This window comes from Caulobacter sp. CCNWLW153 (assembly GCF_036889365.1).
Lineage (GTDB): Bacteria > Pseudomonadota > Alphaproteobacteria > Caulobacterales > Caulobacteraceae > Caulobacter > Caulobacter radicis.
Window position 1 is genome coordinate 447216 of record NZ_JBAKFV010000001.1, and the last position, 23410, is coordinate 470625.

General features: G+C 67.5%; 23 protein-coding genes. 16 read left to right on the plus strand and 7 right to left on the minus strand.

Annotated features, from left to right (window positions below; genetic code table 11):
- Positions 1 to 82: 82 nt before the first annotated feature.
- Together V6S85_RS01905 and V6S85_RS01910 are read right to left on the minus strand one after the other, a co-directional pair.
- On the minus strand, positions 83 to 466 hold the full coding sequence (locus tag V6S85_RS01905; RefSeq protein WP_334347820.1) for a primosomal protein: 384 nt from the start codon (positions 464 to 466) through the stop codon (positions 83 to 85).
- A 79-nt stretch (positions 467 to 545) separates the two neighbouring features.
- Positions 546 to 2339 (minus strand): flagellar protein FlbA, encoded by a 1794-nt coding sequence (locus V6S85_RS01910; protein WP_334347821.1) that lies wholly within the window; start codon positions 2337 to 2339, stop codon positions 546 to 548.
- Positions 2340 to 2530: 191 nt separating this feature from the next.
- Here V6S85_RS01910 and flbT point away from each other — a divergent pair, with 191 nt between their 5' ends.
- The 12 genes from flbT to V6S85_RS01970 all read left to right on the plus strand — a co-directional run bounded on the left by flbT (position 2531) and on the right by V6S85_RS01970 (position 15216).
- Positions 2531 to 2956, plus strand: coding sequence for a flagellar biosynthesis repressor FlbT (gene flbT, locus V6S85_RS01915; protein ID WP_101715744.1), 426 nt, complete (start codon positions 2531 to 2533; stop codon positions 2954 to 2956).
- A complete protein-coding gene (flaF, locus tag V6S85_RS01920) occupies positions 2916 to 3278 on the plus strand; it encodes a flagellar biosynthesis regulator FlaF (RefSeq protein WP_101715743.1) in 363 nt (120 codons plus the stop codon). Before flbT ends, flaF begins: the two co-directional genes overlap by 41 nt.
- A gap of 232 nt (positions 3279 to 3510) precedes the next feature.
- Positions 3511 to 4335: a flagellin gene (locus tag V6S85_RS01925; protein WP_116491546.1), complete on the plus strand. Its 825-nt coding sequence runs from the start codon at positions 3511 to 3513 to the stop codon at positions 4333 to 4335.
- Positions 4336 to 4686: 351 nt separating this feature from the next.
- Positions 4687 to 5508, plus strand: coding sequence for a flagellin (locus V6S85_RS01930; protein ID WP_116566697.1), 822 nt, complete (start codon positions 4687 to 4689; stop codon positions 5506 to 5508).
- A gap of 173 nt (positions 5509 to 5681) precedes the next feature.
- On the plus strand, positions 5682 to 5960 hold the full coding sequence (locus tag V6S85_RS01935; protein ID WP_243410526.1) for a hypothetical protein: 279 nt from the start codon (positions 5682 to 5684) through the stop codon (positions 5958 to 5960).
- A 181-nt stretch (positions 5961 to 6141) separates the two neighbouring features.
- Positions 6142 to 6978: a flagellin gene (locus tag V6S85_RS01940; protein WP_116491543.1), complete on the plus strand. Its 837-nt coding sequence runs from the start codon at positions 6142 to 6144 to the stop codon at positions 6976 to 6978.
- Positions 6979 to 7087: 109 nt separating this feature from the next.
- Positions 7088 to 7642, plus strand: coding sequence for a UDP-4-amino-4,6-dideoxy-N-acetyl-beta-L-altrosamine N-acetyltransferase (gene pseH / locus V6S85_RS01945; protein ID WP_116566701.1), 555 nt, complete (start codon positions 7088 to 7090; stop codon positions 7640 to 7642).
- A 90-nt stretch (positions 7643 to 7732) separates the two neighbouring features.
- On the plus strand, positions 7733 to 10567 hold the full coding sequence (locus tag V6S85_RS01950) for a hypothetical protein (protein WP_334347822.1): 2835 nt from the start codon (positions 7733 to 7735) through the stop codon (positions 10565 to 10567).
- Between the two features lie 66 nt (positions 10568 to 10633).
- Positions 10634 to 11311, plus strand: coding sequence for a hypothetical protein (locus V6S85_RS01955; RefSeq protein ID WP_116566703.1), 678 nt, complete (start codon positions 10634 to 10636; stop codon positions 11309 to 11311).
- 78 nt (positions 11312 to 11389) lie between these two features.
- On the plus strand, positions 11390 to 11779 hold the full coding sequence (locus V6S85_RS01960) for a hypothetical protein (RefSeq protein WP_116491540.1): 390 nt from the start codon (positions 11390 to 11392) through the stop codon (positions 11777 to 11779).
- Between the two features lie 154 nt (positions 11780 to 11933).
- Positions 11934 to 12479 (plus strand): single-stranded DNA-binding protein, encoded by a 546-nt coding sequence (gene ssb / locus V6S85_RS01965; protein WP_334347823.1) that lies wholly within the window; start codon positions 11934 to 11936, stop codon positions 12477 to 12479.
- 418 nt (positions 12480 to 12897) lie between these two features.
- Positions 12898 to 15216 carry a TonB-dependent receptor family protein gene (locus tag V6S85_RS01970; RefSeq protein WP_442885637.1) on the plus strand — a complete coding sequence of 773 codons (2319 nt, stop codon included), beginning with the start codon at positions 12898 to 12900 and terminating at the stop codon, positions 15214 to 15216.
- On the opposite strand, the gene V6S85_RS01975 is transcribed toward V6S85_RS01970, so the two are convergent.
- From V6S85_RS01975 to bioF, 3 genes are read right to left on the minus strand one after another with little or no spacing between them, the layout of a single operon-like run.
- Complete coding sequence (locus V6S85_RS01975) at positions 15213 to 16100, minus strand: Gfo/Idh/MocA family protein (protein WP_334347825.1); 888 nt, start codon at positions 16098 to 16100, stop codon at positions 15213 to 15215. The two genes, V6S85_RS01970 and V6S85_RS01975, sit on opposite strands and share 4 nt — an antisense overlap.
- Positions 16101 to 16103: 3 nt before the next feature.
- Positions 16104 to 16766 carry a dethiobiotin synthase gene (bioD, locus tag V6S85_RS01980; protein ID WP_334347826.1) on the minus strand — a complete coding sequence of 221 codons (663 nt, stop codon included), beginning with the start codon at positions 16764 to 16766 and terminating at the stop codon, positions 16104 to 16106.
- Positions 16763 to 17917: an 8-amino-7-oxononanoate synthase gene (bioF, locus tag V6S85_RS01985; RefSeq protein WP_334347827.1), complete on the minus strand. Its 1155-nt coding sequence runs from the start codon at positions 17915 to 17917 to the stop codon at positions 16763 to 16765. The genes bioD and bioF overlap by 4 nt, the downstream gene beginning before the upstream one ends.
- Positions 17918 to 17996: 79 nt before the next feature.
- On the opposite strand from bioF, the gene V6S85_RS01990 reads away from it, so the two are divergent.
- Together V6S85_RS01990 and V6S85_RS01995 are read left to right on the plus strand one after the other, a co-directional pair.
- Positions 17997 to 19283: an adenosylmethionine--8-amino-7-oxononanoate transaminase gene (locus tag V6S85_RS01990; RefSeq protein WP_334347828.1), complete on the plus strand. Its 1287-nt coding sequence runs from the start codon at positions 17997 to 17999 to the stop codon at positions 19281 to 19283.
- A gap of 13 nt (positions 19284 to 19296) precedes the next feature.
- The gene (locus V6S85_RS01995; protein WP_334347829.1) at positions 19297 to 20199 is read left to right on the plus strand and encodes a DMT family transporter; all 903 of its coding nucleotides are present in this window, start codon (positions 19297 to 19299) and stop codon (positions 20197 to 20199) included.
- Here the strand turns inward: V6S85_RS01995 and V6S85_RS02000 are convergent.
- The gene (locus tag V6S85_RS02000) at positions 20196 to 20444 is read right to left on the minus strand and encodes a hypothetical protein (protein ID WP_334347830.1); all 249 of its coding nucleotides are present in this window, start codon (positions 20442 to 20444) and stop codon (positions 20196 to 20198) included. The two genes, V6S85_RS01995 and V6S85_RS02000, sit on opposite strands and share 4 nt — an antisense overlap.
- A gap of 19 nt (positions 20445 to 20463) precedes the next feature.
- A complete protein-coding gene (locus V6S85_RS02005; protein WP_334347831.1) occupies positions 20464 to 21303 on the minus strand; it encodes an ATP-binding protein in 840 nt (279 codons plus the stop codon).
- 120 nt (positions 21304 to 21423) lie between these two features.
- Here V6S85_RS02005 and yajC point away from each other — a divergent pair, with 120 nt between their 5' ends.
- Together yajC and secD are read left to right on the plus strand one after the other, a co-directional pair.
- Positions 21424 to 21738: a preprotein translocase subunit YajC gene (yajC, locus tag V6S85_RS02010; RefSeq protein WP_116566719.1), complete on the plus strand. Its 315-nt coding sequence runs from the start codon at positions 21424 to 21426 to the stop codon at positions 21736 to 21738.
- Positions 21739 to 21803: 65 nt separating this feature from the next.
- Positions 21804 to 23399 carry a protein translocase subunit SecD gene (secD, locus tag V6S85_RS02015; RefSeq protein WP_116566721.1) on the plus strand — a complete coding sequence of 532 codons (1596 nt, stop codon included), beginning with the start codon at positions 21804 to 21806 and terminating at the stop codon, positions 23397 to 23399.
- Positions 23400 to 23410 lie beyond the last annotated feature (11 nt).

Below are 23410 nucleotides of genomic sequence, written 5' to 3' on the forward strand. Positions count from 1 at the left end.
ACGTGACGGTGCGGACAGCGCAACTATGGCCGTGCGAAGAGCGCGGCTAGAACGCTTCGAGCGGGGTTTTGACGATCGTGGCCTAGCGGCGCTCGTAGCCGAGGGCCTCGATGTCGTCTTCGGCCAGGCGAGTCGACTCGTAGTCGGAGGGCTCCTCGTCGTCGGTCGAGATCACGTCCTCGTCCGACAGGGCGCCGCCGACGGGGTCCAGCGGTTCGCGCTCGACGTCGAGGCCCTCGTCGTCGCGGCCGGCTTCGAGTTCATCGTCGATGGCGTCGAGCTCGGCCTCGTCGAGGGTGTCATAGTCGTCGTCTTCGTCCTCGGCGGCGTCGTCGTCAGCCTGGGTGACGTCATAGACGTCGTCGATCTCGTCGAAATTGGCGATGTCCTGTCCGTCGTCGGTCAGGTTGGTCTCGTCCAGGACCTCGGCGACATCCTGCGGGTCGTAGTCGTTTTCCGGCGGCATGGCGGGTCTCCCTGATGGGACGGCGATCGCCGCCCGTTCAGGGAATCAAACCCGCCCCGGCGCCCGATGTTCCTGCCGGTTACTTCCCGAAGTCGGCCAGGGCGCCGGCGACGTCGGCCATGATCGGCCGCCAGTCGTCGTAGTCCGGCGCGATGAAGCAGCGGCACTGCGGATACCAGGGCGAATGGTCCGAACCCAGGCGCGTCCACGAGGCCGCGCCGGTCAGCATCCAGATCGGCGCGCCGCACGCGCCGGCCAGGTTGATGGTGGCGTTGGAGAAGCCGATGACCAGGTCCAGCGCGCAGGAGAGGGCGGCCACGTCGTCGAGGTCCTGCTTCAGGTCGATGCCCGGCGGGGTCCAGATCTCGACGCCCAGCTGCTCGCGGGCGTAGGCGATCTCCTCGTCGCAGTCGCCGTACTGAAGGTTGATGAACGACACGCCGGGCGTCTTCAGCACCGGCTCCCACAGCTCGAAGGGCGAGAACAGGCGGGCGCGCTCGGCGTTCAGCTTCAGGCTCTTCCACAGCAGGCCCACCTTGGGTCCGGGAGGGGCGTCCTCCAGCACCTTCTTCCAGTGGGCGACGCGATCGGGATCGGGCGTCAGGAAGCGCTCGCGCCGGGGGAAGGCCTCGACCGACGGGCGCAGGGTCTCCAGCAGCGAGCCCATCGGGACCCAGCAGTCGATGTTCGACCAGTCCTCGATGAACGGCGCGTCGCGGTAGATGTGGCCCTGGTAGGAGACGGTGCGGTGCACGGCGACCTGGGCCTGCGGGAAACTGCGCTCGAACAGCGGCACGAGGCGGCGCTCGACCAGGATCGATAGGGCGCCGTCCGGGCCCAGGGCCTGCGCGACGTCGGGCAGGGTGTTGGCGAACATCACCTCGTCGCCCAGGCCCTGCTCGGCCACGACCAGCAGGCGCTTGCCGGCGAAGCCCTGGTCGGGCGTCCAGCGCTTGACGGGGAACTGGTAGTTGGGAACGCCCCCCAGCTCGGTCGACAGGCGCGCGCTGTAGGCGGCCCAGCCCTCGGTCACCCGGCCCAGCGCCAGCAGGATGGTCGAGCGCGCGAAGCTCATGGCCGCCAGGTCTTCGGCAGAATCGGCGACCAGGATGCCGGCGTCGCAGTCGGCGAGGGCGCCTTCCACGTCGCCCAGGTCGAGGCGGGCGAAGGCGCGGTTGTGCAGGCCCTTGCCGAACTGCGGGGCCAGGCGCAGCACCTCGTCGAAGAAGGTCACGGCCGTACGGCCTTCGCCCAGGCTGCACATCACCGTGCCCAGGGTGTTCCACAGCACCGGCTGGGTGGGATTGGCCTGGATGGCGGGCTTGAGGATGTCGATCGCCGCCGATTCCTGGTTCAGGTCGCGCAGGGCGCAGGCGAGGTTGTTGGTCGCCTCCAGGCTGTTGGGATTGGCGTTCAGGGAATGCATGAACAGCTTGGCGGCGATTTCCGGCATCTCCATGCGGAACGCCAGGCGGCCAAGGTCGCCGGCCACGGCGGCCTCGTCGGGCAGCAGCTTCAGCGCCGCGTCGTAGCAATGCATAGACGAGGCGAAGTCGCCCAGCTTCTCGCGGGCCACGGCCAGAACGTGCCAGGCGGGGCCGGCGCGTTCGTTCTTCTTGAGGGCCTTGAGGGCGGTCTTCTCGGCCAGGGCGTACTCGCCGCGCTGCACGGCGATGATGGCCTTGTTCAGCAGCTTGATGGTGGCCGGATCCTGGATCGTATTGGCCTCGCGATTGAGGCGGGCGATCGAATCGGCCGAGGCGGAATCGCCCAGCTGCGACGCGCGCAGGCCCGGAAGGACCCCTTGACCGGCCGCCTCCTGGGCGGTTGCGAGGGCGGCGGCCGAGATTCCGGAGCCGAGATTGCGGGACATGCGTACACCTTGGCGATTGGGTGGCTTCATCCTCTGGGCGAGTATGCTTAATTGTGTCCTAAGCTGCGACTTACGGTCGCGCGGCCGGCAATAGGGCGTTAACCCGCTGCCCTCTAGGTTCCGGTCGAACGCCATACCGGCGAACCGCCATCGAGGCGGACGGGCGCAGCGATAGAAAGGAACGGCTAGAAGTGCCTTTGAAGCTGTCGCTGAAGCCCGGCGAGAAATTCGTGCTCAACGGGGCGGTCGTCCAGAACGGCGATCGTCGCGGGGTGCTGGTCCTGCAGAACAAGGCCTCGGTGCTGCGTGAAAAGGACATCATGCAGCCCGACCAGGTGACCACGCCGTCGCGTCACATCTACTTCCCGGTCATGATGATGTACCTGGAAGAGAGCGGCGCGGAGAAATACTACGACGAGTTCGCCACGCGCCTGACCGAGTTCATGGGCGTGGTTCGTAATCCTGGCGTGCTGGCCGATTGCATCGCGATCTCCAAGCATGTCATGGCCCGCGAGTACTACAAGGCGCTCATGCTGAGCCGTAAGTTGATCGATTACGAAGACGAGAGGTTGGGGAATGTCTCTTCGGGCCTACCAGCAGGCGGCGACCAGGACTGAGAATCCGCGCGAGGTCGAGTATCGCCTGTTTGGACAGGTGACGCGCGCCCTCATGGAGGCTTCCCAGGCCGACGTGAACGACATCCAGACGCGTATCCACGCGCTGGACTGGAACCGTCGCGTCTGGTCGGCGCTGGCGACCGATTGCGCGCTGCCTGAGAACACCATGACCAAGGAGCTGCGTGCGAGCATCATCTCGCTGAGCATCTGGGTCGGGCGTCACTCGAGTCTGGTCATGCGCAAGGAAGAAGACTTCGAGCCGCTGATCGAGATCAATCGCATGATCATGCAGGGGCTGGCCGGTCGCGCGGAAGCGGCCTGATCGCTTAAGGCTCGGCTCGGCGCCGATTGCCGCCTCCCTTCGGAAAAACCTGCCGCCCGGCGAATGTTGCATTCGCTGGGCGGTTTCGTTTCCGGCCCATGCTTAGAAATTTCCGTTTGATTTCAGTCGATTGCGATTTGGCCTGAACTGGCCCGCCGTTTGCGATGGTTTCCGCGGGCAAAACGCCCGACCGGCAAAACGCCGGGGCTCTCCACCAAAATGGTAGGTTCCTATGATCGCCAACTCCATCAACACCAATGCCGGCGCGATGATCGCGCTGCAAAACCTGAACGCCACCAACTCGGAGCTGACCACCACCCAGCAACGCATCAACACCGGCAAGAAGATCGCGAACGCCAAGGATAACGGCGCGATCTGGTCGATGGCGGAGATGCAGAGCGCGACCTCGAGCTCGTTGAATGCCGTGAAGGACTCGCTCCAGCGCGGTCAGTCGACCATCGACGTTGCGTTGGCGGCCGGCGACACGGTCACCGACCTGCTCGGCAAGATGAAGGAAAAGGCCCTGGCCGCTTCCGACACCTCGCTCAACACCGCCTCGTTCAAAGCGCTGCAGGCCGACTTCACGTCGCTGCGCGACCAGATCACCAAGGCCGTGACCAACGCCAAGTTCAACGGCGCCAGCGTGGTGGACGGTTCGACCACCAAGCTCGCGTTCCTGGCGAACGAAACCGGCGCGGCGTTCACCGTCACCTCGCGGACCCTGTCCCTCACGGGCATCGGCCTGACGACGACGACGACCTTCACGACGGCCGCAGCTGCAAAGACGATGATCGCCACGATCGATACGGCTCTGCAGACCGCGACCAACAAGCTGGCCTCGCTCGGCACCAACTCGGTGGGCCTGGACATGCACTTGACCTTCATGGGCAAGCTGCAGGACAGCCTCGACGCCGGTGTCGGCAACCTGGTCGATGCGGACATGGCCAAGGAAAGCGCCAAGCTGCAGTCGCTGCAAACCAAGCAGCAACTGGGCGTGCAGGCACTGTCCATCGCCAACCAGGCGCCCCAATCGATCATGTCGCTCTTCCGCGGCTGATCGAAGAAGCGCCGGACCTGGCGATCAAGCGCCGGGCGATCGAAAGATCGCCCGGCGTTTTCTTTTGTTCCGGGGCCTGACTTTCGCCGACCGCCGGTCGGTTTGCCGGTGGGCAATTCGGTCGCATCTGCCGAAAGCTGCCCGGCAATATTTGCCGGATGGTGGTCGGGCTCGGCAGAAATTGCCGGTTCGGGGTATCCTAAACGAACCTATAACGCTGTAATTTCAATGGCTTAAATTTTTCGAATGGGTGGGCAGGATTGGCCCGGTAGTTGCTTCCTAGTTCAGCGAGCAAAACGCTCCCGGCAGTCAAAATGACGTCGGACAACCTGAAATAGGAACATATTCGTTATGGCGCTGAACAGCATCAACACGAACTCGGGCGCGATGATCGCCCTGCAAAACCTGAACTCCACCAACAGCGAGCTGCAGGTTACGCAACAACGCATCAACACCGGCAAGAAGATCGGCTCGTCCAAGGACAACGGCGCGATCTGGGCCACCGCCAAGAACCAGTCGGCCACCGCTTCCTCGCTCAACGCCGTGAAGGACTCGCTGCAACGCGGTCAGTCCACGATCGACGTCGCTCTGGCGGCTGGCGACACGGTGACCGACCTGCTCGGCAAGATGAAGGAAAAGGCCCTGGCCGCTTCCGACACCTCGCTGAACACCGCGTCGTTCAACGCGCTGAAGGCTGACTTCACCTCGCTGCGCGACCAGATCACCAAGGCCGTCTCGAACGCCAAGTTCAACGGCGCCAGCATCATCGACGGCAAGACCACGAAGCTCAGCTTCCTGGCCAACTCGGACGGCACGGCGATCACCGTGAACGCCAAGACGCTGTCGCTGGCCGGCATTGGTCTGTCGACCACCACCACCTTCACGACCGCCGCCGCGGCCAAGACGATGATCACCACCATCGACACGGCCCTGCAAACGGCGACCAACAAGCTGGCTTCGCTGGGCACCAGCTCGACCGGCCTGGACACCCACCTGAACTTCGTCGGCAAGCTGCAAGACAGCCTCGACGCCGGCGTGGGCAACCTGGTCGACGCCGACCTGGCCAAGGAAAGCGCCAAGCTCCAAGCCCTGCAAACCAAGCAGCAGCTGGGCATCCAGGCGCTCTCGATCGCCAACCAGTCGACCGGCACGGTCCTGAGCCTGTTCCGATAAGGGACGAGCAGGGGGCGGCTCTCACGGGCCGCCCCCGCCTTTCTCGCGGCCTCAGGCCGGGGAGGGGAGCAAGAAGGCGTCGCCGCTAAACGGCGACGATAGGAGAGATGGAAAACAAGGCCGCGCTGCCGGCTCAGGTTCAAGAGCCGTCCGCGCAAAATCTGATCGTTCCCATGACCGTCCCGGGCAAGGCCTCGGACGGCGAAGTCGTATCCGGAGCCGGCAAGGCCGAGGCGCGCAAGTCCGCCGAGCAGAAGGTCGTCGACGACGGCCCCCAGCCTGGCGACCTGCGTCTCGTGATCGAGCAGGACACCGACAGCGGCGTCTACGTCTACAAGACCGTGGATCGGCGGACGGGCGAGACCCTGAAGCAGTATCCTCGCGAGGACGTGCTGCGGTTCAAGGAAGCGGCCTCCTACGGGCCTGGCGCGATCTACGACGGCCTGACCTAGGGCCTTCCCGCGTCACGGTCTGGATGCACGCTTGCGGCGCGACGTCGCAGGCGCAACATGGTTTATAAGCGTTAACCATATTCTTACTCCCCGGGCGGCAAGTTCACGGCCGATCCGCTCGGGCGTCGAATCGCGCACCGAGCTCCTCGTAAGTCGGCGAGAACGCCGTTCGGAGATCGTGATGACGCTGAGCGTGAACACCAATCAGCCTGCGCTGATCGCCCTGCAGAACCTGAACAAGACCAATGACGAGATGCAGGGCGTCCAGACCCGCATCAACACCGGCCTTGCGATCTCCAGCGCCAAGGACAACGCCGCCGTCTGGTCGATCGCCCAGGACCAGCAGGCCGACCGCTCGGCCCTGGCTTCGGTCAAGATGAGCCTGGACCGCGCCACCTCGATCGCCGACGTCGCCCTGACGGCCGGCGAGTCGGTCTCGGACCTGCTCAACCTGATGCGCGAGAAGGTGGTCGCGGCCAAGGACAGCTCGCTGTCGACCCAGGCCCGCACGGCCCTTAACGCCGACTTCCAGGGTCTGCTCAGCAACCTCACCCAGGTGGTCGACAGCGCCACCTTCGACGGCGCCAACATCCTCGACGGTAGTCAGACCAACGCCATCACCTTCCTGGCCGACGCCGACGCCCAGACGGTCATCTCGCTGAACCTTCAGACCCTGTCGCTGGGCAGCCCGAAGAACAGTCTGCTGGCTGGCGACAGCATCGCCACCCTGACCCAGGCCACCGCCGTCCTGACGCGCCTGGACGCCACCATCGCCACGGTCAACCAGGCCGTCGGCTCGATCGGTTCGCAGGCCAAGCAGATCGACGCCCACAACACCTTCGTCTCGAAGCTGTCGGACGTGCTGGAAACCGGCGTGGGCAACCTCGTCGACGCCGACATGGCCAAGGAAAGCGCCCGCCTGCAGGCCTTGCAGGTCAAGCAGCAGCTGGGCGCCCAGGCGCTGTCGATCGCCAACGGCGCGCCGCAGATCATCCTGTCGCTGTTCGGTAACGGCTGACGCGGCGCCTGCCGCAACGTAATTGTCATACGAAACGCCGGTCTTTCCCTAGGCCGGCGTTTCGCGCGTGGTTACTGTGTCTCCCGCAGCGCAAGGGGATTCGCTTCGTATGATCGAACTGCGGGACTTGAAGGACGAGGACGAGGCGGTGCTGTTCCAGTGGCGCGCCGAGCCCGAGGTCGAGCGCTGGATGTCCGACGCGGCGTTTCCCAGCCGCGAGGCGCATGCCGCCTGGTTCGAGAGCCTGCGCGCGGATCCCGACATGCAGGGCTGGATGATCGTGCGCGCCGGCGCGCCGGCCGGCCTGCTTACCCTGACCGGCCTGCAGTCGCATCATCGCCGCGCGGGCTGGAACTGGTTCGTCGGCGCCGCCGACGCCCGTCGCCGCGGGGTAGGGCGGGCGGCCCAGGTGCTGGGTCTCGACCGCGCCTTCGGCGAGCTTGGCCTGCACAAGGTGTTCGCCGAGGTGATGGCCGACAACGACGCGGCCCTGAAGGCGCAGTCGGCGTCCGGCTTCCGCCGCGAGGGCTATCTGCGCGGCCACGTGCTCAAGAACGGCGAGCCGCGCGACGTGGTGCTGCTGGGCATCCTGGCCGAGGAGTGGGCCGATCTGCGCGACGAGGCCCGCCGGGCGTTGAGCGACGCCCATCTGATCGCGGCCTGATCGAAACTATTCACACGTCTTAACGAAACGTCAGCGTTCGTAACTGAAGATTGCCACGCGTGGCGTCGTGCGCCCTTTGTGGAAGCGGTTGTGATCACCTTCGACACCAGTTCGCTGCTGAGCTACTACCAAGCCAAGCTTGGCGTGGGCACGGCCGCGTCCGCGCTGTCGTCGGGCACGACGAGTTCGACCTCCACCGCCAAGCAGGGCATCCCGGCCGCGCCGTGGACCACGGTGACCACCGAGCCCAGCGATCTGGTCAAGGCCGCGCTGAACGGCCGCAAGTTCATCGACGAAGGCGCCGCCGAAGCCGCCGCTCCGGGCATCAAGGGCGACTACAAGAAGCTGTTCTCGGCCTACCAGGCCCTGAACACCCTGACCGCCATCGCCAATCGCGCCAGCGAGAAGAACGTCTCCGACAGCGAGATCAAGCGCCTGCAGACGGCGCTGACCAAGGGGCTGACGGAGCTCACCAACTACGTCCAGAACGCCAACACCGAAGGCATGCGCCTGACCACCGGCGCGGCCATGACCCAGGACAAGTCCAAGGTCGGCGTTCCCAAGAACGTCTACGGCTACGTCACCAACACGCTCTACAGCGGCCAGATGGACGACGAGGTCCCGGCCTTCAAGGGCGACCAGAAGTTCACGATGTCGGTCACCAAGTTCGGTGAGACCCAGAACCTGACGATGGATCTGGCCGAGATGGGGACGACGCCGCGGACCATGTCCAACGTCGTCAGCTTCTTCAACGGCAAGCTCCAGGCGGCCGGCTACAACACCACCTTCGCCGTCGAGCGCACGCCCGGCGTGGAGCGCACGACGACCGTCAACGGCCAGACGGTGAAGCTGCCGGCCACCGGCGACGACTTCGCCCTGCGTATCCGCGGCGATTCCATCGAGAAGCTGAGCTTCACCGCGCCGGCTCCCAAGCCGGCCGTCTACATCACCACCGAGGCCGGCAACCCCGACCCCGACAAGGACACCAAGACCGACGACGCGGTCATCGAGAACACCCTGACCAAGTACGGCGCCGGCACGGCCACGACGGCGGGGACCAAGGTGTTCTCCGATACGCTGGAAGGCACGGTCGCCAAGGTCCACAAGACCGTCACCGGCCCCGACGGCTCGATCTACGTGCTGGCCGACGTCGAAAAGAGCGTCGAGAGCCAGACGATCAAGGGCGACCAGGACGTCGCCCTGCTGAAGTACGACTCGGCCGGCAAGCTGCTCTACGCGCGCAGCCTGGGCGCGGCCGACACCGCCACGGGCTACTCGATCGCGGTCTCGGACGACGGCAAGGTGGCCATCGCCGGCTCGGTGGCCGGTACGCTGAACGGCGCCACCACCGGCCCGATCAATTCCGACAGCAACGGCACGGTGACCGACAGCTTCGTGTCGCTGTACGACGCCAATGGCGACGAGGCCTGGACGGTTCGTCGCGGCGGCCTGCTGGAAGACGAGGCCACGGCCGTGGCCTTCGGCGAGGACGGCGTGGTCTACGTGGCCGGCCGCACCAAGTCGGACCTGCCCGGCGCGACGGGCTCGGCCTCGAAGGGCGGCTACGACAACTACCTGACCGGTTTCGCCACCGACATCGCCGGCACGCCCAAGGCGCTGTTCACTACCCACTTCGGCAGCGCCGAGAACGACACGGTCTCGGGCATCGTCGTCGACGGCGGCAAGGTGATCGTCGCCAGCAAGGAAGGCAGCCAGGCCAAGCTGCGCAGCTTCGACGTCGCCACGACCGTGGTCACCGAGAACCGCACGTCGCTGAACTCGGCCGGCATCTACGAGACCAAGGCGGTGACCTACACCAAGGCCGCCACCATGAATGTCGGCGCGGTGCGTGACCTGGGCACGCTGAAGGGCGGCGACATCGCCGGCCTCACCATCGACAACGGCCAGCTCTATATCGGCGGCTACACCACCAACGGCGAGCTGTCGGTGGGCAACGTCACCTCGGCCGCCTCGGGCGGTTCGGACGGCTTCGTGGCTCGGATCTCGCTCGACCTGACCGACACGGCCGACGATACGATGGCCTACTACGGCGGCACGGGCGACGACACCGTCACCGGCATGGCCGTCTCGAACGGCCAGGTCTGGCTGGTCGGCGCGGCCGGCAAGGACCTGGCGGGCCTGCCCACCGTGGGCCAGAAGGACGGCTACGTCGCCCAGATCGACATCGACACCGGCGCGGCGACCTGGGAACAGCGCCTGACCGGCAAGGACGGCTACGCCACCCCGACCTCGATCGCGGTCGACGCCTCCGGCTCCAGCGCCCTCGATGTCTTCGGCCTGCCGCGCGGGGCGATGAACTTCACCCAGTCGGACAAGATCGTCTCGGCGACCTCGGCCCGCCCGGGCGACACCTTCCAGATCCGCACGCGCGAGCGCGGTCCGCTGACGACCATCACCATCAGCGCCAACGACACGCTCGAGACCCTGGCCGACAAGATCCGCCGCGCCTCGGGCAACGCCGCCAAGGTGTCGATCAGCAGCGACGGCAACATGCGCAAGCTGAGCATCACGCCGGCTTTCAAGACCTCGACCGTCGAGATCCTGCCGGGCAAGGGCGACAGCGACGTGCTGGACGCGCTGGGCCTGGCCTCGGGCGTGGTGCGCAACACCAAGACCGAGAGCGGCCGCACCGTCTCGGCCGACGGCAAGGGGCCGGTCTACGGCCTCAAGCTCAATCTCGACATGAGCCTGGCCGACGCCGAGTCGCGCGCCACGACCGCCGACCTCCTGAAGTCGGCGACGGCGGCGATCCGCAACGCCTATCGCGAGATGGCCGACATCGCCAACGGGGTGAAGGTCGACACGTCCTCGACCAAGAGCAACACCACCGGCACGGCGCCCGCCTACCTGACCAACCAGATCGCCAACTACCAGGCCGCGCTCGACCGCCTGACCGGCGGTTGACAATTGTAAGCGCCCTACGGCGCGGCGACGCTTGAAACCGTCACCAACGCGTCGTAGCCAGGGGGCATGGAACTTCTCAAAGACCGACGCGTGCTGCTGGGCGGCGGAGCGGCCCTGGCCGTGATCGCCGGCCTCGGCGTGGCCTTCGCGCTGATGGGCGGCAAGGACCGCAAGCCGGCCGAGGAACCGCCGGCCTCGCGCGCGGGCCTGATCGTCGAGACGGGGCGTCCCGATGACACCAAGCTCAACGATCCGGCTCGTCCGTTGCGCTGCTTCGTCGGCGGCCAGTTCGTGGGCGAGACCACCCTGGCCGAATGCGCCAAGAAGAACGGCGTGGCCACCGGCGCGCTCGACGTGGGCGTCGACGAGACCGGGGCCCTGGCCGCGGCCGACCAGGCCGGCACGGTGCTGACGCCGCTGCCGCCGCCGACCGTCGCCGCGCCGGTCGCCACCGCGCCCACCTCCACGCCGACCGGGCCCGCGGTGGCCAGCGCGCCGCTGGGCGTCTGCCAGCGCTATTCGGGCGGCCAGTGGAACAAGCTGCCGGGCGAGATCACCCAGAACGCCTGCATCCAGCAACTGTTCGCCGGCAAGTGCGAGCGTCCGGGCGGCGCCACCTACGGCCGCTGGGGCGACGAGACCCTGCGCCTGCTGCCGGGCCGGGTCGAAGCCTCGTCCGACAACCGCTCGTTCCACCTGGTGGTCGAGCAGGCAGCCAACTGCGCCATTCCCAGCGTCGGCTAAAGCGCGCCTGGGCGCGCTTTGATATTTGAATACGAACCTTTCCCTTCGGGGAAGGTTCTTGGGCCAAGGAGCTCTCTGATGCGCGTTTCCTCCATCGCCGCCGTCCTGGCCCTCGGCGCCGCCGCCATCGGCCTGTCGGGCTGCGTCAAGCAGACCAAGGCGCCCTTCGACCAGGGCGTCTGCAACCACGTCATCGAGAAGAAGGATGGCACGCTGCAGTTCAACCCGGTCGAGCGCAACGTGCCCAACATGGAGACCTGCGCGGCCACGCTTGAGGGCATGCGCATCCGGTTCATGCGCATGGGCCTGCGCAGGGAGCAACTGACCGGCTCCTACCAGGGCAAGTTCATCTTCGTGGAGAAGGAAGGCATCTATCTGGGCGACAGCTACGAGGGCGCCCGGTTCATGTCGCTGGTGCGCACGGGCGACGGCCGCCTGGCCGTGCCGGGGGCGCTGCCGGCGCGCTGACGCTTGAATTGAGCAGGAGAGGGCGGTGGATAACCGCCCTCCGTTCACAGGAACGTTCGTAGAACAAATCTTGATTTTGGTCTTGCCGAGTCGTTAACGTCCTGGCTTCGAGATTCCGGCGCGTTGGGTCGCCGGGCGAGAACAGGGCATCGCCATGGCTGGCAGCGTCAACAAGGTCATCCTCGTCGGCAACCTCGGGGCCGACCCCGAAATCCGCACCCTCAACTCGGGCGACCGCGTCGCCAACCTGCGCATCGCCACGTCAGAGACCTGGCGCGACCGCTCCAGCGGCGAGCGCAAGGAAAAGACCGAGTGGCACCGGGTCGTGATCTTCAACGACAACCTGGTGAAGGTGGCCGAGAGCTACCTGCGCAAGGGCTCGACCGTCTACATCGAGGGCGCCATCCAGACGCGCAAGTGGACCGACCAGCAGGGCCAGGAAAAGTATTCGACCGAAATCGTGCTGCAGAAGTTCCGCGGCGAACTGACCATGCTGGGCGGTCGCGGCGACGGCGCCGGCGCCGGCGCCGGCGCCTCGTCGGGCGGCGGCTATGACGACGGTTACGGCCAGGGCGGCGGCGGTGGCGGCTACGGCGGCGGCCAAGGCGGCGGCAACTTCGGCGGCGGCGCCCCGCGCAGCCAGCCCAGCGGCCCGCGCGAGAGCTTCTCGGCCGACCTGGACGACGAAATCCCCTTCTAAGCATCCGTCGTCGGATGAATTCGAAGAGGCGGCCGTTCCGAAAAGGGGCGGCCGCCTTTTCTTTGCGCGTTCGGCGCCGGAGCGCGCGGCGCCGAAGCTTGGTGCGCGCCCACGGCCCTCGCGGCGTTTGACGAGCAGGGCGGCGCAGCGTGCAGTGTCGTCGCGAAGGGCGCCGGATGGTGAGGTCCGTCGCCAAGGCCAGATCGACCAGAAGCCGTCGCGCCGTCAGTATGCGCGGCGGGGGATGGCGTGTTTTCCGTGTCCTGTCGAGTAACGGTGCTGGTGCATATTAAATGATCTCGTTTGTCGCTGGCGGAACCACGAAGAAAAGTGGGCTCCTGTAACGGCGATTTCTGTTTTTTGACCTGCGGTCGGGAGCCAGTCTCGTCGGGGGATCGAAAAGCAGGGGATAGCCGTGATCCAAGTCCAGTCGAACAAGCACGCGTTTCGTCGTCTGAAGGCCGCCTTGCTGGCGGCCAGCGTCATGGGGGCGGGGGCGCCGGCCCTGGCCGAGGAAGATCCCAAGGCGTCCGCCGACACGGTCGACGCCGTGGTGGTCACCGGCAAGCGGGTGTCGGAGGCCAGCGTCGCCATCGGCACCGATCAGGCCACCGCCACGGTCTCGATCACCCGCGAGGCCTTGCTGTCGGCCCCGGCCGGCGTGACCGGCCTGAAGATGCTGGAGAGCCTGCCGGGCTTCAACGTCCAGGCCAACGACGCGTTGGGCATGTACGAGTTCGGCAATTCGGTCTCGGTGCGGGCCTTCAACTTTCAGCAGATCGGCTTTCTGCTCGACGGCATCCCGATGGGCCGCAGCGACCAGTTCGGCGGCAGCCCGATCTATCGCTATGTCGACAACGAGAACCTGGCGCGGGTGCAGGCCTCGGCCGGCGCCGGCGATGTCTCGCTGCCCAGCTACGCCTCGCTGGGACCGATCGTCGACTACTTCACCAAGACCCCGGACGCGGAGGCCGGCGGCTCGATCAGCCAGACCCTGGGCGAGGACAACCTGCGCCGCAGCTTCCTGCGCCTGGAAAGCGGCAGGATCGGGCGGCTGTCTGGCTATGTCGCCGGTTCCTGGATCAAGGGCGACCTGTGGCGCGGTCCGGGCTTCATCAAGCGCGAGCACTACGAGGGCAAGCTCGACTACGCCTTCGAGAGCGGCGGGAACCTGACGTTCCAGACCGTTCACAACGACTATTACGACTACGACTCCCCGTCGATCACCAAGGCCCAGTACGACGGGACGGCGGGCGACCTATTCGGCCGCAAGGGGCGCGACTTCGCCTATCTCGGCTACGTGCCCAACCTGCCGGTCACGGCGACGGGCGTGCCGTACTCCAACACCGCCTACAACCAGTACTACAAGTTCGCGGTCAACGCCCGGCAGGACCACCTCTACGGCTTGTCGCTGAACAAGCCGATCGGCGAGGCCTTCGAGATCCGCTCGACCGCCTATTACGAGGACAAGGGCGGCTACGGCGTCTCGCCCGAGGCCTACGCCACCTCGCTGTCCAGCTACAACGCCGAGCGCCTGATCGTGGCCGGCCTGACCGCGCCCAAGGGCGTGCAGTACGGCCTATCGGGCGTCGACGGTACGCGCAAGGGGATCACCGTCGGCGGAACCTGGCGAGCGGGCATCCACACCGTCCAGGCCGGCGTCTGGCTGGAGAAGGACGACTACCACCGCACCCAGGCCCGCTATAACACCGCGGGCGGCCACCCCGACGGCGCGGCGCTGCTGAACGAGCCGGTGCACCTGCAGCGCAACTACGTCTCCACCCGCGAGACCACTCAGTTCTTCCTGAAGGACACGGTGCGGCTGCTGGACGACAGGCTGAAGGTCGAGCTGGGTTTCAAGGCCACCGACATCGACTACGAGATCGCCGGCTATCGCAATCCGGCCGACTACATCGCCCAGCGCCGGCCCCGGATCACCGACAACTGGAAGGACAGCTTCCTGCCGCAGGTGGGCCTGGTCTACTCGATCAACAGCCGAGACCAGGTGTTCGCGTCCTATTCGGAGAACCTGGCCCTGCCACGCGGCGCCGACGACATCTACTCGGCCGCCAGCCCAGGAGCGCCCGGCCCCGACGCCGAGACCTCGCAGAACCTCGAGATCGGCTATCGCGCCAACCGGCCGACCTTCAACGCCTCGGTCGTGGCCTACTACACCGCCTTCGACAATCGCCTGCAGTCCTACGCCTCGGTGGTGCCGGGCAGCACGACGACCGAGACCTTCTTCCAGAACGTCGGCGGGGTGGAGGCCCACGGGGCCGAGTTCAGCGGCCAGTGGAAACCGCAGGTCCTGGGCGGCAAGGTCTATTTCAACGCCAACCTGTCGTACAACCGGGCCGAGTTCGAGAACAACTTCGGGGTTCAGCCGATCGCGGGCAACACCCTGCCGGACTTCCCGACCTGGCTGTTCCAGGGCGGGGTGACCTGGGAGCCGACCGACTGGGCGCTGGTCAACATCTCGGCCCGCCACCTCAGCGACCGCTACACCAACATGCGCAACACCGAGAAGACGGACGGCTACACGGTGTGGAACGCCTATATCGACCTGGGCGACGGCTTCGGCGTGGGGCCGCTGAAGCAGGTCAAGGCGCGGATCAACGTCGATAACCTGTTCGACGAGGACTATCTCGGCACGATCAGCACCACCGTGGACACCCTGGCCACCTTCCGGCCCGGCTCGCACCGGACCTTCCAGGTGACGCTGTCGGCGGATTTCTAGGCCGACAGTTCCGACACCACCTGTTCGCACAGGCGGTGGGTTTCCAGGGCGTCGAGGGCCGACAGGCGTCGGTCCTCGCGCACGGCGGAGAGAAAGGCCTCGATCATCGCCTCGAAGCCGCGCTGACGGCCGACGCTCGTCCAGTCGCCGCGGCGGGCCAGGCGCTCGCCGCCGGCGAAGTCGGTGACGTCGGCGAGGTTGACGATCCGGCGCTTGATCCCGCCGCCCATCACTTCCAGAACCTCTTCGTTGGCGCCGCTGACGCGGTTCATGATCCCGACGGCGTCGCGGTTGGAACCCGTCAGGTGCAGCATCACGTGCTCCAGCAGGTCGCCGTCCAGGCGGCCGCTGATCCTTGCGTCCATCGCGCCGGGCGCCAGGAAGCGCAAGGAATCGACCACGTGGATGAAGTCGTCGAAGACCGTGCGCCGCACGCCGTCCGCGTGGCCCGTGCGGTTCTTCTGCATCAGCACGAACGGGGCGTTCAGCGCCGCCGCCTCGGCCTGGGCGGGGGCGTGGCGGCGGTTGAAGCCGACCATCAGCGACACACCCCGCGTCTCGGCCAGGTCGACCAGGATTTCACTGGCCTCCAGCGTGTCGGCGATCGGCTTGTCGACCAGGGTGGGCACACCCGCTTCGATGAGGCGACGGACGATGTGTGGATGCACCTCGGTGGCCGCATGCACGAAGGCGGCGTCGAGGCCCTGGGCTAGAGCCTCGTCCAGGTCGGTGTGCAGGCGATCGACCCGCCAGGCCGCGCCCAGTTCATCGAGCGTGGCGGTGCTGCGGGTGACGAAGGCCAGTTGCACGTCGGCGCGGGTTCCCAGAACCGGCAGGTAGGCTTTGCGGGCGATGTCGCCCAGGCCGATCATCGCCACGCGCATGCGTCAGAGCCCCTTTACCAGATGGTCGGCCAGCTCGCTTGCGTTCCAGGCTTCGTCGCGCGGCGCAAGGAAGATTGGCGTCTCATGCTCGAAGGCGGCCAGGGCGTCGGCGGTCTGGGCGAGGTCGGGCGCGTCGAGGCTCTCGCTCATGACGATGGCGGCCACGGTCGCGCCACGGGCCCGCAGGGCGACCAGGGCGGTCAGCACGTGGCTGATCGTGCCGAGATAGGAGCCGGCGATCAGCAGGACCGGCAGGCGAAGATCCGCGATCAGGTCGAGATTGGTCGCCTCGTCGGTGAGCGGCGACATCACCCCGCCGGCGCCTTCCACCAGCATCAGTTCGTGCTCGCCGGCGAGGGCCGCACGGCAGTCGGCGGCCAGGTCCTCGATCCGCAGGACGTCGCCCTCGAGCCGCGCGGCGAGGTTGGGCGCCAGCGGGGCCAGGTAGCGGCGCGGCGAGATGCGGGGCAGGGCGGCGGGATCGCCTAGCGCCAGCGCCAGGCGCGCCGGATCGCTGCTGGACGGATCGGCCGGATCGAAGCCGCTGACCACCGGCTTGAAGGCGTCGACGGCCACGCCCCTGGCCTTAAGGGCCCGGATCAGCGCGCAGGCGACGTGGGTCTTGCCGATGTCGGTGCCGGTCCCGGCGACGAACAGGGCGCTCATCGGCCCGCTTCCACATGGGGACGGACGAGGGCGGCCAGGCGCTGCACCTCGTCGTCGGGATGCTCGGCGCTGAAGGCCAGGCGCAGGCGGGCCGTGCCGGCGGGCACGGTCGGCGGACGGATGGCCACCACCAGGAAACCCTCGGCCTCCAGGGAAGCGGAGGCGGCCAGGGCCGCATCGGCTTCGCCGATCACCACCGGCACGATCGGGCTTTCGGCGCGGGGCAGGCCGGCGGCCTTAGTGAACAGGCGGGCCTTGCGCAGCGGCTGCGCGGCGAAGGCGGGGTCGGCCTCGATCAGGTCGAGCGCGGCGATGGCGGCGGCGGCCGAGGCGGGCGGCAGGCCGGTGGTGTAGACGACGGTGCGGGCCCGGGTCTTCAGGAAGTCGACCACGCTCTGCGAGGCGCACAGATAGCCGCCGTAAGAGCCCAGGGCCTTGGACAGCGTGCCCATCTGCAAGGGGATCACGGCGTCGGGGAACAGGGCGGCCGTTCCCTTGCCTTCGCCCAGCACGCCCACGCCGTGGGCGTCGTCGACCAGCAGCCAGGCGTCATTGGCCTCGCAGACCGCCGACAGCCAGTCCAGCGGCGCGACGTCGCCGTCCATCGAGAACACCCCGTCGGTGGCGACGATGGCGTGGCGGAAGATCGAGCGATGCTCGGCCAGCAGTTCGGCCAGGGCGTCGCTGTCGTTGTGCGGGAAGGATACGACCTTGGCGCCGGAGAGCTGGGCGCCGGCCCAGATGCAGGCATGGGCCAGCTCGTCGACGAACACCACGTCCTGCTTGCCGGCGAAGGTGGGGATGACGCCGGTGTTGGCCAGATAGCCCGAACCGAACACGACGCAGGCCTCGGTTCCCTTGAGGCGGGCCAGGCGCGCCTCGAGCTCCTCGATCAGCGGGTTGTCGCCGGTGACCAGGCGCGAGGCGCCCGAGCCCGCGCCGTGCTCGGCCACGGCGGCCTGGGCGGCGGCGATCACGGCCGGATGCTGCGACAGGCCCAGATAGTCGTTGCAGGAGAAAGACAGCAGGCGCTTGCCGTCACGCTCGACGACCGCGCCGGGCAGGCGGCGGGTGGGCTTGAGGCGGCGGCGCAGGCTCATGGCCTCCAGGGCCGCGAGCTTGCCGCTCGCGAAGGCGTCCAGACTGTGCATTCCGATTCAGATTCCCGTTTGCCCTTGGGGCCGAGCCCGTCTAGGCGGGGCGCCCCTCCGGCGCAACGAAAGGATCGTCATGACTGCTCCCGACTGGCTCTCGGAAGGCGCCAAGCATGTCTGGCGGCCCTACTGCCAGATGAAGACCGCCCCGGCGCCGCTTGCGGTCGTGCGCACCCACGGCTCGCGGATCGTGCTGGAGGACGGGCGCGAGCTGGTCGACGGCATCGCCAGCTGGTGGACGGCGGTTCACGGTTACAACCATCCCCACATCGCTGCGGCGGTCCGCCAGCAGCTGGAGGCCATGCCGCACGTGATGTTCGGCGGCCTGGCCCACCAGCCGGCCTACCGTCTGGCCGCGCGGCTGGCGGCGATGCTGCCGGGCGAACTCGACCATGTGTTCTTCGCCGAGTCCGGCTCGGTGTCGGTCGAGATCGCCATGAAGATGGCGCTTCAGTTCCACATCAATCGCGGCGAGACGGGCCGCACGCGCTTCCTGTCGTTCCGCGGCGGCTATCATGGCGACACCCTGGCGACGATGACGGTCTGCGACCCGGAGGAGGGGATGCACAGCCTGTTCTCGGGCGTCATGCCCGCCCAGGTGATCGCCGACCTGCCGCTGGACGACGCCTCCGAGGCCGCGTTGGACATCCTGCTCGCGCAGCGGGGCGGGGAGATCGCCGCCATGCTGACCGAGCCCCTGGTGCAGGGCGCCGGCGGCATGCTGTTCCACGATCCGGAGGTGCTGCGCCGCCTGCGCCGGCTGGCCGACAAGCACGGCGTGCTGCTGATCTTCGACGAGATCTTCACCGGCTTTGGCCGCACGGGCGAGCTCTTCGCCATGCAGGCGGCGGGGATCGAGCCCGACATCGTCACCCTGTCCAAGGCCCTGACCGGCGGCACCCTGCCGCTGTCGGCCGCCGTCGCCTCCAAGAAGGTGTTCGAGGCCTTCTGGTCCGACGACGCCGGCGCGGCCCTGATGCACGGGCCGACCTACATGGGCAATGCGCTGGCGTGCGCCGCGGCCAACGCCTCGCTGGACCTGTTCGAGGCCGGAACCTGGAAAGCCGACGTGGCGCGGGTGTCGGCGGCGCTGAAGGAAGGGCTGGAGCCTTGCCGCCAAGCGCCGGGCGTCGTCGACGTGCGGGTGCTGGGCGCGATCGGCGTCGTCGAGTTCGCCTCGCCGGTGGCCGTCGGCGCGCTGTGCCAGGCCTTCGCGGCCAAGGGCGCGTGGATCCGGCCGATGGGCAAGGTCGTCTACCTGACGCCGGCTTTCACGACGCCCGACGCGGACCTGGAAATCCTCTTGTCGGCCATTCGGCAGGTGATCGGCGCCGGCGGGGTTGAAGGATCGGGCGGGGTCTGATCCAAGCGGCCCCATGTCCGCGTCCACCGGCCCCCTGACGACGATCGAACGCCTGGCGATCCTGGCGATCATCCTGACCTGGGGGCTGAACAACGCCGCGGCCAAGTTCGCCACCGCCGCCCTGCCGCCGATGATGGTGGGCGGACTGCGCTTCGCCCTGGCGCTGGCCTTCCTGTTCCCGTTCGTGCGGCCGCCGTTTCCGGACTGGAAGCGGCTGCTGACCATCGTGCTGCTGTCGGGACCGATCCACTTCGCCTTGATCTACATCGCCTTCGGCATGGCCAAGTCGCTGAGCCCGCTGGTGGTGGCCACCCAGCTGTGGATCCCGTTCACCGCCCTGTTCGCCTGGCGGATGCTGGGTGAGACCATGCGCATTCCGGCCGTCGTCGGCCTGGCCGTCGCCTTCGCGGGCGTGGCGTGGATGAGCCTTGATCCGCACGGCGCGGCCGACCTGCCGGCCATCGCCCTGGGCGTCACCGCCGCCGCCATCTGGGCGGTGGCCACGGTGCTGGTGCGCAAGACGCCGGGCGTGAAGCCGCTGAAGGTGCAAGGCCTGACCGCCTTCGTGGCCGCGCCGATCCTGATCGCCATGTCCTTCGCCTTCGAGGACGATGTGGTGGCCAAGGTCTCGTCCGCGCCGCCGCTGGCCTGGGCCTGCGTGGTGTTCGCCGGCGTCGTCTCGACCATCGGGGCCAGCGCCCTGCTGTTCTGGCTGGTGCAGCGGCGCGAGCCGGGACGCGTGACGCCCTACTTCCTGCTGACGCCGCTGGTCTCGTGCACGATCGGCGTGCTGTTCATGGGCGACGCCCTGTCGTTGCAACTGGTCATCGGCGGCGGCGCGACCATGGTCGGCGTGGCGCTGGTGGCCCTGACCGAGAAGAAGACCCCGCCGGCGACCAGCGGCGATCCGGCCTAGTCTTCCTCGCCGTCGCGCCACTGCCAGGGCGCGTCGCTCTTCCAGCGGGCGACGAGCATGACGACCAGGGTTATGACCACGACGAACGCGCCGACGAGGCGCGGGTGGGCTTTGCCGTAGAGGACGGCCGAGGCCAGCAGCAGGCCGATATAGAGGGCGACGACGGCCCAGCCTTCCCAACTGCAAGGCGGGCCCGCGCCATAGCCATGACGCTTGACCCTGAACCACGGCTTGCCGTCGGCCACGCTTCCCCCCGGATTAGTGTTATCCGGGCAAGCGTACGCCCAGTTCGCCGGCTAGGTCGCGGACAAATTGCCACGCCACCCGGCCCGAGCGGGCCCCGCGCAGCTGCGACCATTGCAGGGCCCGGCGCTCCAGGTTCTCGACCTGAAGGCCGAAACGCTCGGCATAGGTGTTGATGGCCGCCAGATAGGTCGGCTGGTCCATGGGCGGGAAGCCGATCCACAGGCCAAAGCGGTCGGAGACGCTCATCTCTTCTTCCGCGTTCTCGGCCGAGGCGATGGCGCCCTGGCTTTCGGCGTGATCGCGCGGCATCAGGTGGCGGCGGTTCGAGGTCGAGACGAACAGCACGTTCTCGGGCGGGCCGGCGACGCCGCCCTCGAGCGCCGACTTCAGGGCCTTGGCCGCCGCCGCGCCGTCCTCGAACGACAGGTCGTCGCACAGCACCACGAAGCGCTCGGTGCGCGCGCGCAGGGCGTCGAACAGCGGGGGCAGGGCGGCGACCTCGTCGCGGTCGACCTCGACCAGCTTCAGGTCGGGATACTCGGCCGCCAGGGCCATGAAGGCCGACTTGGTCAGCGAGCTCTTGCCCGTGCCGCGCACGCCCCACAGCAGCACGTGGTTGCAGGGCAGGCCGACGGCGAACCGGCGCAGGTTCTGCAGGAAGCGCTCCTTCTGGCGCTCGATGCCGACCAGCAGCTCGATGTCCATCGCGTAGTCGGGCGCGGGCAGGAAGGCGCCCGAGACCGGCTCGTGCCGGAAGAGGCGCGCGCCGTCGAAACTGTGCGCGACGGGAGCGGGCGGCGCCAGGCGATCCAGGGCGTCGGCGATGCGGGCGAGCAGGGGCAGGGCGGCTTCGGTCATGGCCACGCTCCTAACGCCCTCGCGCCCTCATTGCAAAAGAGGAGGTGAACGCATAGCTTCCGCCGACTTGGCGGGGACCCTATTTCAGGCGCTCCGCCCGCAGAAATTCGTGGAGACGTTATGAACCCCTCTGGTGGCCTGGAGCAGCAGCTCATCGGCATCGCGCCGATCATCCTCATGGTCGTGCTGTTCTACTTCATGCTGATCCGTCCTCAGCAGAAGCGCCAAAAGGAACACCTCGCGACCCTGAGCAACATCAAGCGCGGCGACAGTGTCGTTCTGTCCAGCGGCGTGATCGGCAAGATCGTGCGCGTGGAAGAAAAGGAAGTCGGCGTCGAAATCGCTCAGGGCGTCACGGTGAAGGTCCGCAAGGCCATGATCACCGAAGTCACGGCCAAGGGCGAACCGGCTCCGGCCAACGACCCCAAGAACTGAGCTTAAGTCTAGTTCGTATCAAGCCCGCCCTGGCGCCCCCGGCGTCGTCGAGAGCCTCGTAGTCCATGCTGAGCCTATCCCGCTGGAAGATTATCCTGGTCACCCTGTCGGTGATCTTCGGCATCGTCTTCACCCTGCCGAATCTTCTGCCGCAGAAGACGCTAGACGCCCTGCCGGGATGGGTTCCCAAGCAGAAGCTGAACCTTGGCCTCGACCTCCAGGGCGGGTCCTACCTCCTGTATGAGGTCGACACCGCCCAACTGCGCAAGGAGCGCCTCGACAACCTGGTCGAGGACGCCCGCAACACCCTGCGCACCGCGGGAATCGACTTCAACGGCCTGGCCCAGGCCAACGGCGTGATCGGCGTGCGCATCGACGACGCCTCCAAGGTCAACGCCGCGGTCGCCGAACTGCGCAAGCTGGGCAGCCCGCTGCCCAGCGGCGTGGGCACCGACGTCAACGTCTCGACCAAGCCCGACCAGCGCATCGAGCTGACCTTCTCGCCCGACGCCGCTCGCGCCGACGCCTCCAAGGCCGTCGACCAGTCGATCGAGACCATCCGCCGCCGTATCGACAGCCTGGGCACCAAGGAGCCGACGATCACCCGCCAGGGCGCGGACCGCATCGTCATCCAGGCCGCCGGCGAAAGCGACCCCGAGCGCCTGAAGGCCGTCATCGGCAAGACCGCCAAGCTGACCTTCCAGATGGTCGACGAGACGGTCACCCAGGAAGAAATGGCTTCGGGCCGCCTGCCGCCCGGCACCGTGCTGGTGCCCAGCGGCGACGGCTACGTCCCCGCCTACGCCCTGAAGAAGCGCGCCGTCGTCTCGGGCGAGGAACTGGTCGACGCCCAGCAGGCCTTCGACGGCCAGAGCGGCCGTCCGGTGGTCTCGTTCCGCTTCAACGGCTCGGGCGCCCGCAAGTTCGGCGACGCCACTTCCCGCAATCTCGGCAAGCGCTTCGCCATCGTGCTCGACAACAAGGTCATCTCGGCGCCGACCATCCAAACGCCGATCCTCGGCGGTTCGGGCCAGATCACCGGCAACTTCACCGTCGAAAGCGCCAGCGAACTGTCGCTGCTGCTGCGTTCGGGCGCGCTGCCGGCCCAGCTGAACATCGAAGAGCAACGCACCGTCGGCGCCGAACTGGGCGCGGACGCCGTGAAGGCCGGCGCGATCTCGCTGGCCATCGGCGCGGCGGCGATGTTCGTCTTCATCATCCTGGCCTACGGCCTGTTCGGCGTGTTCGCGGCCATCGCCCTGATCGCCAACGTGCTGCTGATCGTCGGCATCATGTCGTTCAGCCAGGCGACCCTGACCTTCCCCGGCATCGCCGGCCTGATCCTCACGCTCGCCGTCGCCGTCGACGCCAACGTGCTGATCTACGAGCGGATGCGCGACGAGGCCGCGGCCGGGAAGTCGCCGATGTCGGCGGCCGATACCGGCTACAGGCTGGCCCTGGTGTCGATCCTCGACGCCAACATCACCAGCCTGATCTCGGCCGGTATCATGTTCAGCTTCGGCTCGGGCCCCGTGAAGGGCTTCGCCTGGACCCTGGCGATCGGCGTGTTCACCTCGCTGTTCACCGCCATCATCATCACTCAAGTGCTCATCGGCTGGTGGTTCAAGACCGCCAAGCCGAAGAAGCTGCCGATCGCGTAAGGATCAAAGCT